Consider the following 14,782-nt stretch of genomic DNA (forward strand, 5'->3'; position numbering starts at 1 on the left):
AACAATAGTAAAGTTCCTTCCTATACCTTTTGGAGCAAAAATAATTAAAATCAGTGATACAAATATTAAATAAATTAAATTACTATCAGATATTTATACGTTAATTATTTATTGGGAATATAGTCTCGCCAGGTTTGGAAAATTTATATAATTTTCTTGCGAATTTTAACATTCCTTCTTCGCTTGCTGTTAAAGTCTTAATATCTTTCTCAAGGGATTTTCCAACCTTTTCTAGAGCATATAATCTTTGTTTTTCTTGACCTATTAGGGCTTGTTTTGCTTTTATTAATTTTTGTTGTTGGTAAATGGAATGTTGAGCAGACAAAGTTACAGACAATATAAAAGCTAAAGTTAACAACAAACGCCGTCTTAGTTTTTTCTTCGTTTGTTGTCGATTGTTAGGATTAAATTGTTTTTGGGGGACTAATTGTTGTGATAATTCTGGGGTACTGCTCATTTTAATGCCTCCATTACTAATTATAGAATTTTAAATTTTTTAAGAAATCATATAAACAAAATGGGAATTTTGAACTCATTTTTGTAAATGTGGGTTTTGTAAACTTTAAATAAAATCTCTATTCTTTATTAAAAACTGCCCTTATCGGAGGAGCAACAAGGGCAGAATATACATGGAGTTGCAAGGGGTAATCTGTAAAATCATATAAATTGTAACATGTACATATACCTATAGTAGTTACGAAAAAGTAACAAAATCGTTATTTTTGTCTGAGTTTGTATCTTTTGCACAAAAATTTCATTTTGTAGAAAACCTCCAGAAAAAAAGAGCACTTAATAAAGTGCTCTCGTGACGAGATCCATTTTGTAAAGACTACTTCATTTACCGTATTTATAATCATAAAATTTTGACGAAAGGGCAGCTGGTGCACAGTTGCCCTTTCATTATGCAAAAATTGTATAAGTCGTGTGTGAGTTGAAAAAATAGTATATTATCTTTCTCAATGTACAAATTAAGTAAAGTGTTTAATATCATACATAAAAGGCGGGGTAATATGAGTGAAAATAAGAAAAATGAAGAATTGAATAAGGTGAAGAAGTATTATTTTAATGAGGATAATCAACCAGTAGCTGGTATAGAGTTAACTTTGCCGCCTGATATAGGAAGCTTGTTAGACCCGAAATCAGTTAATGATGAAAGTAGAGATATTGATAATGAATAAGTTTAATTTAAGCATCCATTCGGGTGCTTTTTATTTTGGAGGATGATGAATGATGACAAACAAACATGATGTAAAAGAAATCTATTTTGCTGTACGTAATGAGGACGGAACATTTGATTACAAGAAATTCAAACGCAGCTATGATAAATACGTGAAGTTACTTGCTAAAATCCTTCGTGACCGTGGTTTATCTGTGGAAAAAGGATTATGGACTCACTATGATGTAACGAAAAGGATGGTTGGTTAAATCTTGGCGGTGAGCAATGGATTAAAAACGATCCATCTTATGTGAAGTTTAGTAAGAAAAGCACAGTGGATTCTTCTATTGTTGGAAAGCGTGTTGTTTATAAAGTTAGTAATCTACGATTCTATGATGCTCCATCTTGGCAAGATAAAGATTTTGCTGGATCTGTGGATGCAGGGCGGCATTCCCCATGTTTTCCCACGTCTCCCATTTACCAAGTGCCTTAAATCCTTCAACTGTATCTTCAACAGCTTGTCCCGTACCTTCTACAATACCGTCCCAAACCTTTTCTATTGTAGATTTTTCAGGGGGTTTACCACACATTGCCCCTTCTTGGATATTATCATCGGAAATCTTTCCGTCAACTATATTTCCATCATATGAAGTATCTGTGGTATAGAATATAATATAACAAATGAAAAAGTGTCACAAATGCTTGTATAACAGGCATTTGTGACACTTTTATAGTTTTATTTAACACAAAATGAATAAGATTAAAACTGCTCATTCTTCTCCCAAGATTCCACAATATAATGAGCAATCGTCGGGTTGAATCCTTTTCCAACTAAGAACATAATAGCAGCAACTTCCGTTAAAGCGTGTTGGTGTGATGTATGTTTTGCTTCATTTAAACCGTAATCTACCCAAGGTTTTACGAAATCTAGTACAGGTTTCTTTAAAGTTAAAAACTGTGTGCCGACAACTTGTTGGATTTGTTGTTGTGTTGGTTCTGTAATTGGTCCTGGAGGTAAAATTTGTGGCTGTGTAGTATCTAACGTTGGTCCTGGAGGTAAAATTTGTGGTTGCGTCGGATCAATTGTTGGTGGTGCAGGTGGTGAGACACGTGAATCGGAGTTTGGTTGATACATTTGTTGTTGGTATTGCGGTTGTTGTGGCTGAGATACGTATGGATTTTGTTGATATTGTTGCTCTTGTATATGCTGAGTTGCCTGTGGATTTTGTCGATATTGTTGTTCTTGAGTATGCTGAGTTTCATATGGATTTTGCTGATATTGTCGTTCTTGATTTTGTGGTGCTACATATGGATTTTGTGGATATTCATAATTTGGATGTGTTTCATATGGATTTTGTTGATATTGTTGTTCTTGATTTTGTGGTGCTACATATGGATTTTGTGGATATTCAGGGCTTAGATTTTGGCTTGTTTCATATGGGTTTTGTGGGTATTCTGTATTTGTACTTTGACGTGTGTCATAAGGATTTTGTTGATATTCAGCTTCTTGATTTTGCGGAGTTGCGTATGGATTTTGTTCGTATGGGGGTTCTTGATGTTGTGTTTCTTTCTCCCCATGTTGTTCTGCATATCTTTGATCCTGATGTTGAGGGGAAAATGGTTGTTGTGGGTAAGGCGGTTGATTATTATAGAACATTTTTATTCCTCCTTCATGATGATGCCTACCACCTAGTGTATGGGCGGACAAGAAAATATGTGATGAAAAAATGCGGGCGTGTTACAATAAGAAACTGGGTGAAGATAAAATGATAAAACAAGAAAAAATTCAAAAAACAATAACTTTCGTAAAACATATTTTAGAAAAAGATGCGAGTGGGCATGATTGGTATCATATTGAACGAGTACATAAATTGGCGATTTCTTTATCCGAGCAAGAAGGGGGAAATCGTTTTATAATTGAAATGGCGGCATTACTTCACGATGTAGCAGATGAGAAGTTAAATGAGAGTGAAGAGGCAGGAATGAAAAAAGTTTCTGATTGCTTAGAAGATTTACATGTTGAACAAGAGGAAAGTAAACATATTCTCCACATTATTGCGAATATGTCCTTTAAGGGTGGCCATGGTGGCAAAGTGGAATCAATTGAAGGGGAAATTGTTCAAGATGCGGATCGTTTAGACGCTCTTGGTGCAATTGGAATAGCTCGTACGTTTGCATACGGAGGAGCGAAAGGGAGATTAATGTATGATCCAAATATTCCTCCTCGTGAAGTGATGACGAAAGATGAATACCGAAAAAATAACGATCCATCTTTAAATCATTTTTATGAAAAACTTTTAAAACTAAAAGACTTAATGAACACGAACGCAGCAAAACGAGAGGCTGAAGTACGTCATCGTTATATGGAAGAGTTTATTGAACAATTTATGAAAGAGTGGAATGCACAAATATGAAAATGTTAACTGTGGAGAACTTATCGAAATCATACGGAGAAAAACCGTTATTTGATGGATTATCATGTAGTATTACAGAAGGACAACGTGTCGGAATTATTGGTGTAAACGGTACTGGTAAATCGACATTATTAAAAATTATTGCAGGGTTAGAAACTCCTGATACAGGTGATATGACGCATTCACGTGGTTATACAATTAGTTATTTATCACAGCAACCAGAGTTTGATGAAAAACTAACAGTATTAGAGCAAGTGTTCCATGGTGATACACCTTTAATTCGTCTTCTTCGTGATTATGAAAAAGCATTATTAAATATCGAAAAAGATCCAAGTAATGAAAAAGTACAGGAACAATTATTTGCAGTGCAGCAACGTATGGATGCAATGAGTGCATGGGAAGCAAATGCAAGTGCGAAATCTCTTCTAACGAAATTAGGAATTACAGATTTCACTGCAACTGTTGGAAATTTATCTGGTGGACAGAAAAAACGTATCGCAATGGCACAATGTTTTATTGAAACACCTGATCTATTAATTTTAGACGAGCCTACGAACCATCTTGACCATGAGACAGTTGAATGGTTAGAAGAATATCTAGCAAGATATACAGGTGCGGTATTACTTGTAACCCATGATCGTTATTTCTTAGATCGTGTGACAAACCGTATTTTTGAATTAGATAACGGTAAACTATATAGCTACGAAGGAAACTATAGTACATTTTTAGAAGCGAAAGCACTTCGTGAAGAGCAAGAATCGGCACAAGAATCAAAACGCCAAAATTTATATCGTCGTGAACTTGCTTGGATTCGCCGTGGTGCAAAAGCCCGTTCTACGAAACAAAAGGCGCGTATTCAGCGTTTTGATGAGCTAAAGGGACAAGAAGGACCAGCTGCAAAACAGTCAGTTGATATTGCACTAAGTGGAAGTCGTCTAGGAAAGAAAGTACTTGAGTTAAAAGATGTAACGAAAAAATTTGGCGATAAGACGGTACTACATAATTTTAATCATATTGTGAAACCAGGCGATCGTATCGGAATTATTGGGGCGAATGGAAGCGGGAAATCTTCTCTATTAAATATGCTTGCAGGCAAGTTATCTCCTGATAGTGGTGAAGTTGAAGTAGGACAAACTGTAAAAGTTGCTTATTATACGCAAGAAAATGAAGAGATGAATTTAAATCAGCGTATGATTGAATACATTAAAGAGATTGCAGAAGTTATTCATACAACAGATGGAAAAGTAATTGGTGCATCTCAAATGTTAGAACGTTTCTTATTCCCGACGCATTCACATGGTACACCGCTTGGTAAACTATCTGGTGGTGAAAGAAGACGTTTATATTTATTACGTATTTTAATGGGAGAACCAAACGTACTATTACTTGATGAACCTACGAATGATCTAGATACACAAACATTAACAGTACTGGAAGATTATTTAGAAGATTTCCCAGGTGTCGTTTTAACTGTATCGCATGACCGTTATTTCTTAGATAAAGTAGTAGATGAACTGTTCATCTTTACTGGTGGAGGCGAAGTGCGTGAGTTCCTAGGTAGTTATACAGATTATTTAGAAATGGAAAAAACGAAAGAACTTATTGAGAAAGCGGAAGTTCAAAAAGAGAAAAAAGTAGTAGAAGAAGCTCCAAAACAACAACGTAAACGTAAACTTTCATACAATGAACAACGTGAATGGGAAACAATTGAAGATACAATTGCCGAACTAGAAGAGAAAATTGAGTCAATTGGAGAAGAACTTGCGAAAGTTGGATCTGACTTTACAAAGGCACAAGAATTATCTGAAGCACAGCAGAAAACAGAAGAAGAGCTAGAAAAAACGATGGAAAGATGGAGTGAACTATCAGACATCGTTGAAGGATTAAAATAAAAACAAGCTGCATATATTGAAAAGTAAAGAGAAAAACTTTACACTATTGGTAGAACCTATTTTAGGAGGGGAAAAAATGAGAACATCTAATCCAATGTTGAAAAAAGAGGCATTCCGTAAAGAAGGAGCAAATGCTTCTGCGATGACTATTGGCGGAACAGTAGGCAAAACGTTTATCATGCTTATCTTGCTGCTTGCAACGTCTGTCTATTCATACATACAGATGACGCAAGGTACGATGAAGATGCCAGTATTAATTGGTGCTTTAGTTATTGCGGCAATCGTTGCGTTTGCGTCTATATTCTTCCCGCGCATATCACCTATCGGTGCGCCAATCTATGCAGCGGTAGAAGGGATAGTGTTAGGAAGTATTTCAGCGGTTTATACAATGAAATTTGGCGATACTATCGTTTTAAACGCTGTATTACTAACAATTTCTATTCTATTTGCGATGTTAGTTTTATATGCAACGCGCGTAGTAAAAGTAACTGATAAATTCCGTACAGGTGTAATTGCGGCGACAATGGGAATTATGGTTATGTATTTAATCGTATTCTTACTAAACATGTTCGGTGTAACTGTTCCGTATATTCACCAAGGTGGTACAATTGGTATTATCATTAGTGCAGTTGTTATCGTAGTTGCTGCATTAAATTTATTACTAGATTTCGATTTAATCGAAAGTGGTGCACGTAGCCAAGCTCCAAAATATATGGAATGGTACAGTGCAATGGGTCTAATGATGACGCTAGTATGGTTATACTTAGAAATTCTTCGTTTTGTTTCTTACTTTACGAAAAATGACTAGTAAAAAATCCTGCATGAAAAATGCAGGATTTTTTTATTTTCAAAGATAAAGTGAAACTTTAATCAGTGGGGGGGTCCATCCTCCATTGATTATTAGTTGAACCAATCGGGCTTTTACGGGCAGTTGATCTCCCACCTAACTCCCTCGCATTCGCCGAATTTTGAAGTGGGAGTCTTACTGCCCGTTAATGCGGGATAAATCGAAAATGTGGTATAATATGGAAGTTGACAACTTGAATTGAAGGGGGATGGAATATGATGAAAGAGAAAAAAGGGATTATGAAAAAACTATTTTCTAAAAGTTTTTTCATAGAACTAGATGACGCTTTAACGTATCCATCGACGGAAGTGATTTGTTCGGCTATTGATAGATACGCAACTGAGTGTAATGAACAACTAAAGTTTGAGAGTAAAGTAAAACCGATTATTTTTTATTTAGAAAATGTACTTTATCGTGCTGAAATTAAGTTGGCTCGTGGGGGATATTATATTTCTTGCAGCGAAGTGTAAAAAATTTTGAAACCCTATATGTTTGAAACATGTAAGGTTTCTTTTTTACTTTTATAAGGTATAAAATAAGTAATTTTATTTACAAACATACGATTTTGCAATTTTTACCCTTCACACATTTTTCTTTACAATGAAGAAAAATGTGTGAGGTGGTATAACTTATGATGAATCGAGTTGTATTAATCGGTAGATTGACAAAGGAGCCAGAATTATACTATACAAAACAAGGAGTGGCTTATGCACGAATATGTGTTGCGGTGAATAGGGGGTTTCGAAATAGTTTAGGTGAACAACAAGTGGATTTTATAAATTGTGTCGTTTGGCGAAAATCGGCTGAAAATGTAACTGAATATTGTACGAAGGGGTCCCTTGTTGGGATTACTGGGCGTATTCATACGAGTAATTACGATGATGAACAGGGAAAGAGAATATATAGAACTGAAGTTGTAATTGAGAGTATTACATTTTTAGAGAGAAGGAGGGAGGGGGCATCGCAATAAAATGGGACTTTAAACAATAGGTTCGGAAGAATTTGGTGAAAAGTATTTTTATTAGGTGTTGCTTCGTAATGTTTCTTAGCTTGAAATTTGTGGGAAACCTGTACGATTCCACAACCATAATGGAGTATGAACATCAATAGGGGCGAGGCCACTATCAGTCAGTACATTCTCCCATATCTTATCTACAGCCTGTCGGTCTTCAGCACTTCCATATGAATTATTTTGCAATCAGTAAACTTACGCGAATAGGATATAGTCCACTAAAAAAGATATATTCTTTTCTTTAAGCACTATAGAAACTTTATTATTCTATATAAAGAAAAAGAAAGAATGAAAAAGTATGATGGTGGGAAGAAAGTAGTAAAATTAAGCATCCGAGTAGGAGTATAGAGGGATAACATGTTACAATACAGCTAAGAACATGCAATAAAGGAGAGTTTATTTACGTGAAGATTAAAGCAATTGAACCGACGCCAAGTCCGAATACAATGAAAGTTATTTTGAATGAAGTATTACCATCAGGAGCACGTAATAATTATACAAATGAAAATAAAGAACAAGCACCCGTACAAGTACAAGAAATTTTGAAAATTGAAGGCATTAAAGGTGTGTATCATGTAGCAGACTTTTTAGCAGTAGAGAGAAATGCGAAGTATGACTGGAAAGTTTTATTACAACAAGTTCGTACCGTTTTCGGTGAAGAAATAGTGGAAGAAAGTGAAGAACAGCAACTTTCTCATTTTGGAGAAGTGAAAGTGTTTGTTCAAATGTTCTTTACTATTCCGATGCAAGTGAAGTTAACAGATGGAACGACAGAAGAGCGTGTTGGCTTACCTGATCGTTTTAAAGAATCAATTATGAAAGTGCAAATGTCTGCACCTAACGTTGTGAAAGAGCGTAAATGGGTAGAGCAAAGTACACGTTACGGTAATTTTGAAGAAATCGGGAAAGAAGTAGTAGAAGAACTTGTCGCTGCTTATTCAGAAGAACGTGTAAATCAAACGGTTAAAGAATTATTAGATCAAGCAGGTGCTATTGAAGTAACGATTCAAAAGCGTGAGCCATATAAAGTAACAGAAGAGATGATGGAAGATTCTGATTGGAAAAAACGTTTTGTAGCTTTAGAACAAATGGATCCTACTGAAGAAGATATTCCAGTATTGAAAAAGGCGTTAGATGATGAGAAAGTATCTATCCGCCGCTTAGCAACAGCATATTTAGGTATGGTAAAAGGTGATGAAGTATTGCCGTTATTATATAAGGCGTTATTAGATCGTTCTGTAAGTGTTCGCCGTACAGCAGGGGATTGCTTATCAGACGTAGGTGACCCAGCAGCGATGTTCGTTATGATTAAATCTCTGAAAGATTCAAGTAAATTAGTACGCTGGCGTGCAGCAATGTTCTTATTTGAACTTGGTGATGAAAGTGCAATTCCAGCACTAAAAGCAGCGCAAGATGATCCAGAGTTTGAAGTAGCGATGCAAGCGCGTTTAGCTTTAGAACGTATTGAAGGCGGCGAAGAAGCAAAAGGTTCTGTATGGAAGCAAATGACGGAGTCTCGTAAAGGAGAATAATTTATGATTGTTTTCTATGATAGTTGGTGTCCGATGTGCACAGCAGTGGCAGACCGTACGAAAAAAGTAGATAAAAAAGGCAAGATGAAATTTGTTTCATTTCGAGATAAAGAGGTAGTGGATCAATACGAACTTTCTGAAGAATTACAGAGCAAGATGGAACAAAGACTGTATATATTAAAAAACAATAAATGGTACGATGGCATTCATAGTATATACGTCTTAGCGAAGGCTGTCCCGTCTTTTTGGTTTGCAGTTCCTTTCATTAAGCTATCGATAGCTCTTGGATTTGGAAGTAAAGTATATGATTATATTGCTAATAATAGAAAACTTGTACCCGTAGGTCATTGCCGTGAAGGGGTTTGTGAAATCCCATTAAAAAAATAAAGACATCACTATCTTTCTTTTGCACCTATTAATAGAGCGTGATATGATAAATTTGGAATGAAAGTTGAAGGAGAGATTACAAGATGTCAAATGCATATGAAGAATACATGCGTCAAATGGTAATTCCAATGCGCCAAGAGCTAGTGCGTTCTGGATTTGAAGAGTTAACTACAGAAGAAGCTGTAACAGAATTTATGGAGAATGCATCAGGTACAACATTAGTAGTTGTAAACTCTGTTTGTGGTTGTGCAGCTGGTTTAGCACGTCCATCAGCAGGTCAAGCAGTTGTACGTGCTGAAAAACAACCTGATAATCTTGTAACTGTATTTGCAGGTCAAGATAAAGATGCTACCGCGAAAATGCGTGAATACTTCGGAGAAATTCCTCCATCTTCACCATCTATGGCATTACTAAAAGGAAAAGAAGTTGTTCACTTCATTCACCGTCATGAAATTGAAGGTGCAACAATGGACGAAATTATTACAAACTTAGAACAAGCTTTCGAAAAGAATTGCTAAAGAAGGGGGAGAGTAAATCTCCCTCTTTTCTTTATATAGAGGTGAAACAATGATAGTAACAACAGCAGGAAGAACAAATAAAGAAATGACAGCATATGCAAAAAAAGTAGCAGAAGAATTAAATAGTGCTTTCGTTATTCGGAATGATATACCTGTATATAAACTGCATGAGCAGTACGAACAAGATGTACTTGTCGTAGGTAAAAACCGATTAGCTATTTATCCAAAAGGTACGGAAGAGTCGTTTTTCTTTCATCCAAACTCAGCGATGTTTCGTGTGAAAAGGTTAATGCGAGGAGAGCATGATCCGTTGGTACAAGCTGCAAAGTTAGAGAGCGGAATGACAGTGTTAGATTGTACGCTCGGTATGGCATCAGATAGCATTGTAGCAAGTTATGCCGTTGGTGAGAACGGAAAAGTAACAGGGCTTGAAGGTAATGAATATATGGCTTACATCATGGAGAACGGTTTGCAAACATGGTCTTCATTAGTTGAAGAAATTGATGAGGCAATGCAAAGAATCGATGTAAAGCAAACGGAGCATTTCGCATTTTTAAAACAATGTGAAGATAATAGTTATGACGTCGTATATCTTGATCCGATGTTCGAAGAAACTGTCATCGAATCAGATGGAATTAGAGGATTAAAACACTTCGCTTTGTATCATGATATTACTGATGAAACAATTGCGGAAGCGAAGCGCGTGGCGAGAAAACGTGTCGTTTTGAAAGATCATTTCCGTAGTTCTAGATTTGAAAAACACAATTTTCATGTATACAAAAGAAAAAGTGCAAAGTTTCATTTTGGTGTAATTGACCCTTGCTAATTGTTTGAAAAGATGTATAATAAGCAATAATTAATTAAATATACTGTCTGTGATGAAGAGAGTAATCTTTTTCAGAAGGAAAGCGAGCTAGGGATGGTGGGAGCCTGGTGCAGAGAAAAAGATGAAGCGCACTTCGGAGATGCTTCTTGAACGAATAGTAGAGTAAGCCGGGGCCCCCTGTCCTCGTTACAAACGGGAAAGTGGTTCGAAATGAACAACAAGGGTGGTACCACGGGTTAAAACTCGTCTCTTTTTTAGAGACGAGTTTTTTGTGTTTTAAAAAATAAGGAGGTTGTAGTATGGAGTATAAAACGCAGTTTGCGAAAAGCCTATCAAGTATTATTACGAATGCATTAACGCAAAATCAAATTTTAGACTTAATTGAAACGCCAAAGCAAGATGACTTCGGAGATGCAGCGTTCCCGTGTTTTTCACTTGCGAAGCAATATAAGAAAGCACCAGCTATTATTGCAAAGGAAATCGCAGAGAAATTAAATGATCCGTTCTTAACGAAAGTAGAGGCTGTTGGTCCTTATGTAAACGTATTTTTTAATCGTCAAACAGTAAGCGATGAGGTATTAAAAACGATTTTAGCAGAAAAAGAAGAATACGGCCAAAATCATTTTGGACATGAAAAAACGGTAGTTATCGACTACTCCTCACCAAATATTGCGAAGCCTTTTTCAATGGGGCATTTACGTTCTACAATGATTGGTAACTCGTTAAAGCATATCGCCGAAAAATGTGGATATGAAGTTGTAGGAATTAATTATATTGGAGATTGGGGAACGCAGTTTGGAAAGTTAATTACTGCATATAAAAAATGGGGCAATGAAGCAGTTGTTAAAGAAGATCCAATTCGCGAATTATTTAAGCTATATGTTCAGTTTCATGAAGAAGTAAAAGAGAGCCCAGAACTAGAAGAAGAAGGACGTGCGTGGTTTAAAAAATTAGAAGAAGGTGATGAAGAAGCAGTCGAACTTTGGAATTGGTTCCGTCACGAGTCTTTAAAGGAGTTCTCTCGTATTTATGAACTTCTCGGTGTGGAATTTACAAATTTTCAGGGAGAAGCTTTTTATAACGATAAGATGGAAGACTTCGTTGGGATTTTAGAGGAACACAATTTACTTGAAGAATCAGAAGGCGCATTAGTCGTTAATTTAGAAGAAGAAGGTATGCCGCCTTGCTTAATTAGAAAATCTGATGGTGCGACTATTTATGCAACACGTGACTTAACGGCAGCTTTATATCGTCAAAACACATATGGATTTGATAAAGCGCTATATGTTGTGGGCCCAGAACAAAGTTTGCATTTCAATCAATTTTTCACTGTATTAAAAAAACTGGGCTACAACTGGGTTGATGGTATGGAGCATATACCGTTCGGATTCATTTTAAAAGACGGTAAGAAAATGTCCACACGTAAGGGCAGAATTATATTACTAGAAGAAGTACTTGAAGAAGCAGTTGCGCTTGCGAAACAAAATATTGAAGAGAAAAACCCTACTTTAAAACAAAAGGAAGAAGTAGCAAAACAAGTCGGTGTTGGAGCGGTCATCTTCCACGATTTAAAAAATGAGCGTATGCATAATATCGAATTCTCATTAGAAAATATGTTGAAATTTGAAGGAGAAACAGGACCGTACGCACAATACACACACGCGCGTGCTTGTTCGATTTTAAGAAAAGAAAGTGTGGAATTTGAAACGTGTAATTTTGAATTAAAAGACGATTACAGCTGGAGTGTAGTAAAATTACTCAACAAATTCCCGGAAGTAATTGAAGCAGCCTTCAACAAAAATGAGCCATCCGTTATTTCAAAATACGTATTAGATGTGGCACAAGCGTTCAATAAATATTATGGAAATGTTCGTATTTTAGAAGAGAGCGAAGAAAAAGACAGCAGACTCGCATTAGTTTATGCTGTGACGGTTGTATTAAAAGAAGGCTTACGTTTACTTGGTGTTGGGGCTCCTGAGGAGATGTAAAATAAAAATGTGTTTATGTGCAGTGACAAATATTCACAGTACTTTAGTAATGAACTGCAGATCAAATTAAAGCTAAATATAGTAACAAAAAGACAAATCGGGCGACCATTAACCTGATTTGTCTTTTTGTATTTTCTTGAATAAAACTCTTAACTATAAGGAGTTATATGCTACGAAGTGTAAGAACTCTATAATTTTGTTGTGAAATCAATTAAAATATTTTTAGAGAGGATGGTTCGTATTGATTCGAGGTTTCATTTTACATATTCCTTGTCATAGAATACCGGAAAGGAGTTTCCTTAAACTACAAAAATACATACCTTTATGTGCACGATGCACAGGTATGCTTATTGGTTTCTGTATGTTCCCAATTTACTTTTTAATAACGCCTTCGTTTAGTCTCTCATTAATGCTATCCTTTTTTGCTCAAATTCCATTATTAATCGATGGATTCACCCAAAAGTGGAGATTGCGAAGCAGTACAAATTTGCTAAGAGTAACTACCGGCTTATTAAGCGGTAATGGTATGGGACTATTTATTGCATCTAATATTATATGGATTCTTTCATAATCCATATAACAATGGAGGTAGCTACTTATATGTTTTGGATTTACATAATTCTAATTTTTATATCAGGAGGAAGTGGAATTGGTTTTATCATTCATGAAAAATATATAGAAGCAACAATAGCTTTTGTTATTTGCTTATTATTTATGATACTACTATATTTTTATTTAAAAAGAAGCAAAAAAAAGAGAAATTTAGATTGTGACGTAATAGATTGTACCGATTGCTCAGATTGTGATTGTACCAACTTAACTTCTATTTATTTCGATATTTTTATAAAAAGGATTATATATCGTTTCAGGTATGTAATCTTTTTTTATTTTTCTCAAAATTAGTTTGTCAAATAGGTGGAGAGTAAAGAACATGTATAATTTAACGCATTAATTAGAACTAAATATCTCTAAAATTTTTAGAAACATAGGAATACATTTATTAAATGGAGAACTATAGTTTTGTAAATAATAGGGGGTGCTAGACTTGGAAGAGTATGATTGGAATAGTAAGTTAGCGTATTTAAGAAATACGAGAGATTTATATTATAACGATGATTATTTAAGCTTTCTAGTTAATTCGGTTTGGAAGATTTCTGATCCAGTACATATTGTTGATTATGGTTGTGGATATGGTTATATAGGTTTGACCTTGTTGCCTTTACTTCCAGTTGGATCAAAGTATACAGGGATTGATAGAGGGGAAACGTTAATAGCTGAAGCGAGAGAGTTGTTTCGTGCACTCCCATATGAAACAGAATTTATTGAGGGGGATGCTACAGAAAATGAATTGAAAAATAAATACGATATAGCGGTCTGTCATGCTTTCTTATTACATATGAATTCACCTAAAACGATGTTACAAAAAATGATTAATTCAATTAAGGATGATGGGAAAATAATATGTTTTGAACCACATTGGATTTCTAATATGTCTTCATATGTACTCGGTGGAGTAAACCAATCGGAAATCATCCAGCTTGGTGTTTTACAGAGGTTATTCGAACGAGACGTGCAAAAAAGTGGTAAAGACGGCAATATTGGTATGAAAATACCGATTTATTTAAGTGAATTAGGTGTTAAAAATATTGAATGTAGAGTAAGTGATAAAGTGAATTTTTTAGATTCTAATATAAATCAAAGTGATAAACAAGGTTTATATAATTCTCTAAAAGAAGAGGGGATTGCTAGTAATCCAGGTGAAAAACAACCATTTATAGACCGTTTAATGAGTCGGGGCTTAACATATGATGAAGCGCTAGCTCAATATGAAGCAGAACTACGCTTTTTTGAAACGTGTCATATACACTCTTCTATAGTTTACGCCCCAAATATGAGGATTACATATGGTGAAATAAGGTGAAGAATCTAATTTTAGAAAAGTAGGGATATAATGAGAATTGCTACTTTAAATATTTGAAAATTCAACATTAACTTAATCATGCGTAGTTCAAAGTGATCATTACGGTGTTTTTGTAGATTTAAAATTTGATAAGTGAAACAAAAGAGAGATTGTCCTACAGGACACTCTCTCTTTAACGTATGAAATAGAAGTAGCTATTATTGTCAAAGTTTGCAGGTGAATCGATATTCCTTGTCGAATCGCTGATATATTTTAAGAGTCAGTCGATATAATTTAAAAATCGCCGATA

At 35.2% G+C, this 14,782-nt stretch carries 15 protein-coding genes, 3 pseudogenes and 1 other annotated feature; of the genes and pseudogenes, 15 read left to right on the plus strand and 3 right to left on the minus strand.

All coding sequences use genetic code 11. The features are described from left to right. Positions 1 to 100: 100 nt before the first annotated feature. Positions 101 to 457: a septum formation initiator family protein gene (locus tag MR109_RS13275; RefSeq protein ID WP_048372479.1), complete on the minus strand. Its 357-nt coding sequence runs from the start codon at positions 455 to 457 to the stop codon at positions 101 to 103. A gap of 553 nt (positions 458 to 1,010) precedes the next feature. Between MR109_RS13275 and MR109_RS13280 the strand changes: the two genes are divergently transcribed. Next, a complete protein-coding gene (locus MR109_RS13280; protein ID WP_044441988.1) occupies positions 1,011 to 1,178 on the plus strand; it encodes a hypothetical protein in 168 nt (55 codons plus the stop codon). Between the two features lie 109 nt (positions 1,179 to 1,287). Continuing rightward, a pseudogene (locus MR109_RS13285) lies at positions 1,288 to 1,601 on the plus strand (hypothetical protein); the annotation flags it as partial. Here MR109_RS13285 and MR109_RS30410 read toward each other — a convergent pair. Continuing rightward, positions 1,591 to 1,770: pseudogene (locus MR109_RS30410) on the minus strand (hypothetical protein); the annotation flags it as partial. The pseudogenes MR109_RS13285 and MR109_RS30410 overlap by 11 nt on opposite strands. 146 nt (positions 1,771 to 1,916) lie before the next feature. Continuing rightward, complete coding sequence (locus MR109_RS13295; protein ID WP_242272334.1) at positions 1,917 to 2,813, minus strand: hypothetical protein; 897 nt, start codon at positions 2,811 to 2,813, stop codon at positions 1,917 to 1,919. A gap of 109 nt (positions 2,814 to 2,922) precedes the next feature. Between MR109_RS13295 and MR109_RS13300 the strand changes: the two genes are divergently transcribed. The 13 genes and pseudogenes from MR109_RS13300 (at position 2,923) to MR109_RS13360 (ending at position 14,493) form a co-directional block, all read left to right on the plus strand. Then, positions 2,923 to 3,570, plus strand: a complete 648-nt coding sequence (locus MR109_RS13300) for an HD domain-containing protein (protein ID WP_242272337.1) — start codon at positions 2,923 to 2,925, stop codon at positions 3,568 to 3,570. Further along, complete coding sequence (locus MR109_RS13305) at positions 3,567 to 5,462, plus strand: ABC-F family ATP-binding cassette domain-containing protein (protein WP_242272338.1); 1,896 nt, start codon at positions 3,567 to 3,569, stop codon at positions 5,460 to 5,462. The genes MR109_RS13300 and MR109_RS13305 overlap by 4 nt, the downstream gene beginning before the upstream one ends. Before the next feature lie 76 nt (positions 5,463 to 5,538). Next, positions 5,539 to 6,270, plus strand: a complete 732-nt coding sequence (locus MR109_RS13310; protein WP_242272341.1) for a Bax inhibitor-1/YccA family protein — start codon at positions 5,539 to 5,541, stop codon at positions 6,268 to 6,270. 254 nt (positions 6,271 to 6,524) lie between these two features. Beyond that, complete coding sequence (locus MR109_RS13315) at positions 6,525 to 6,779, plus strand: DUF4318 domain-containing protein (protein WP_242272342.1); 255 nt, start codon at positions 6,525 to 6,527, stop codon at positions 6,777 to 6,779. Between the two features lie 161 nt (positions 6,780 to 6,940). Then, positions 6,941 to 7,279 (plus strand): single-stranded DNA-binding protein, encoded by a 339-nt coding sequence (locus MR109_RS13320; protein ID WP_002171706.1) that lies wholly within the window; start codon positions 6,941 to 6,943, stop codon positions 7,277 to 7,279. Positions 7,280 to 7,725: 446 nt separating this feature from the next. Then, positions 7,726 to 8,853: a conserved virulence factor C family protein gene (locus tag MR109_RS13325; protein ID WP_048372450.1), complete on the plus strand. Its 1,128-nt coding sequence runs from the start codon at positions 7,726 to 7,728 to the stop codon at positions 8,851 to 8,853. A gap of 3 nt (positions 8,854 to 8,856) precedes the next feature. Further along, complete coding sequence (locus tag MR109_RS13330) at positions 8,857 to 9,240, plus strand: thiol-disulfide oxidoreductase DCC family protein (protein ID WP_048372448.1); 384 nt, start codon at positions 8,857 to 8,859, stop codon at positions 9,238 to 9,240. Between the two features lie 83 nt (positions 9,241 to 9,323). Continuing rightward, complete coding sequence (locus tag MR109_RS13335) at positions 9,324 to 9,758, plus strand: BrxA/BrxB family bacilliredoxin (protein WP_048372447.1); 435 nt, start codon at positions 9,324 to 9,326, stop codon at positions 9,756 to 9,758. Positions 9,759 to 9,807: 49 nt separating this feature from the next. Continuing rightward, a complete protein-coding gene (locus MR109_RS13340; protein ID WP_242272345.1) occupies positions 9,808 to 10,584 on the plus strand; it encodes a class I SAM-dependent methyltransferase in 777 nt (258 codons plus the stop codon). 40 nt (positions 10,585 to 10,624) lie between these two features. After that, positions 10,625 to 10,838, plus strand: a binding site (T-box leader). Positions 10,839 to 10,883: 45 nt separating this feature from the next. Beyond that, the gene (gene argS / locus MR109_RS13345) at positions 10,884 to 12,572 is read left to right on the plus strand and encodes an arginine--tRNA ligase (RefSeq protein WP_242272347.1); all 1,689 of its coding nucleotides are present in this window, start codon (positions 10,884 to 10,886) and stop codon (positions 12,570 to 12,572) included. A 241-nt stretch (positions 12,573 to 12,813) separates the two neighbouring features. Beyond that, positions 12,814 to 13,143, plus strand: a complete 330-nt coding sequence (locus MR109_RS13350; protein ID WP_071719993.1) for a DUF2085 domain-containing protein — start codon at positions 12,814 to 12,816, stop codon at positions 13,141 to 13,143. Between the two features lie 29 nt (positions 13,144 to 13,172). Continuing rightward, positions 13,173 to 13,385, plus strand: a pseudogene (locus tag MR109_RS13355) (hypothetical protein); the annotation flags it as partial. 232 nt (positions 13,386 to 13,617) lie between these two features. Then, positions 13,618 to 14,493 (plus strand): class I SAM-dependent methyltransferase, encoded by an 876-nt coding sequence (locus MR109_RS13360; protein ID WP_242272349.1) that lies wholly within the window; start codon positions 13,618 to 13,620, stop codon positions 14,491 to 14,493. The last annotated feature ends 289 nt before the right edge of the window (positions 14,494 to 14,782 follow it).

It is taken from the genome of Bacillus cereus group sp. BfR-BA-01310 (genome assembly GCF_022664325.1).
In the GTDB taxonomy this organism is placed as follows: Bacteria; Bacillota; Bacilli; order Bacillales; family Bacillaceae_G; genus Bacillus_A; species Bacillus_A paramycoides.

Coding starts and splice junctions, on each gene's coding strand:
- MR109_RS13315 (WP_242272342.1), top strand. CDS start 6,525: ATGATGAAAGAGAAAAAAGGGATTATGAAAAAACTATTTTCTAAAAGT.
- MR109_RS13340 (WP_242272345.1), top strand. CDS start 9,808: ATGATAGTAACAACAGCAGGAAGAACAAATAAAGAAATGACAGCATAT.
- MR109_RS13335 (WP_048372447.1), top strand. CDS start 9,324: ATGTCAAATGCATATGAAGAATACATGCGTCAAATGGTAATTCCAATG.
- MR109_RS13330 (WP_048372448.1), top strand. CDS start 8,857: ATGATTGTTTTCTATGATAGTTGGTGTCCGATGTGCACAGCAGTGGCA.
- MR109_RS13275 (WP_048372479.1), bottom strand. CDS start 457: ATGAGCAGTACCCCAGAATTATCACAACAATTAGTCCCCCAAAAACAA.
- MR109_RS13305 (WP_242272338.1), top strand. CDS start 3,567: ATGAAAATGTTAACTGTGGAGAACTTATCGAAATCATACGGAGAAAAA.
- MR109_RS13280 (WP_044441988.1), top strand. CDS start 1,011: ATGAGTGAAAATAAGAAAAATGAAGAATTGAATAAGGTGAAGAAGTAT.
- MR109_RS13310 (WP_242272341.1), top strand. CDS start 5,539: ATGAGAACATCTAATCCAATGTTGAAAAAAGAGGCATTCCGTAAAGAA.
- argS (WP_242272347.1), top strand. CDS start 10,884: ATGGAGTATAAAACGCAGTTTGCGAAAAGCCTATCAAGTATTATTACG.
- MR109_RS13295 (WP_242272334.1), bottom strand. CDS start 2,813: ATGTTCTATAATAATCAACCGCCTTACCCACAACAACCATTTTCCCCT.
- MR109_RS13320 (WP_002171706.1), top strand. CDS start 6,941: ATGATGAATCGAGTTGTATTAATCGGTAGATTGACAAAGGAGCCAGAA.
- MR109_RS13300 (WP_242272337.1), top strand. CDS start 2,923: ATGATAAAACAAGAAAAAATTCAAAAAACAATAACTTTCGTAAAACAT.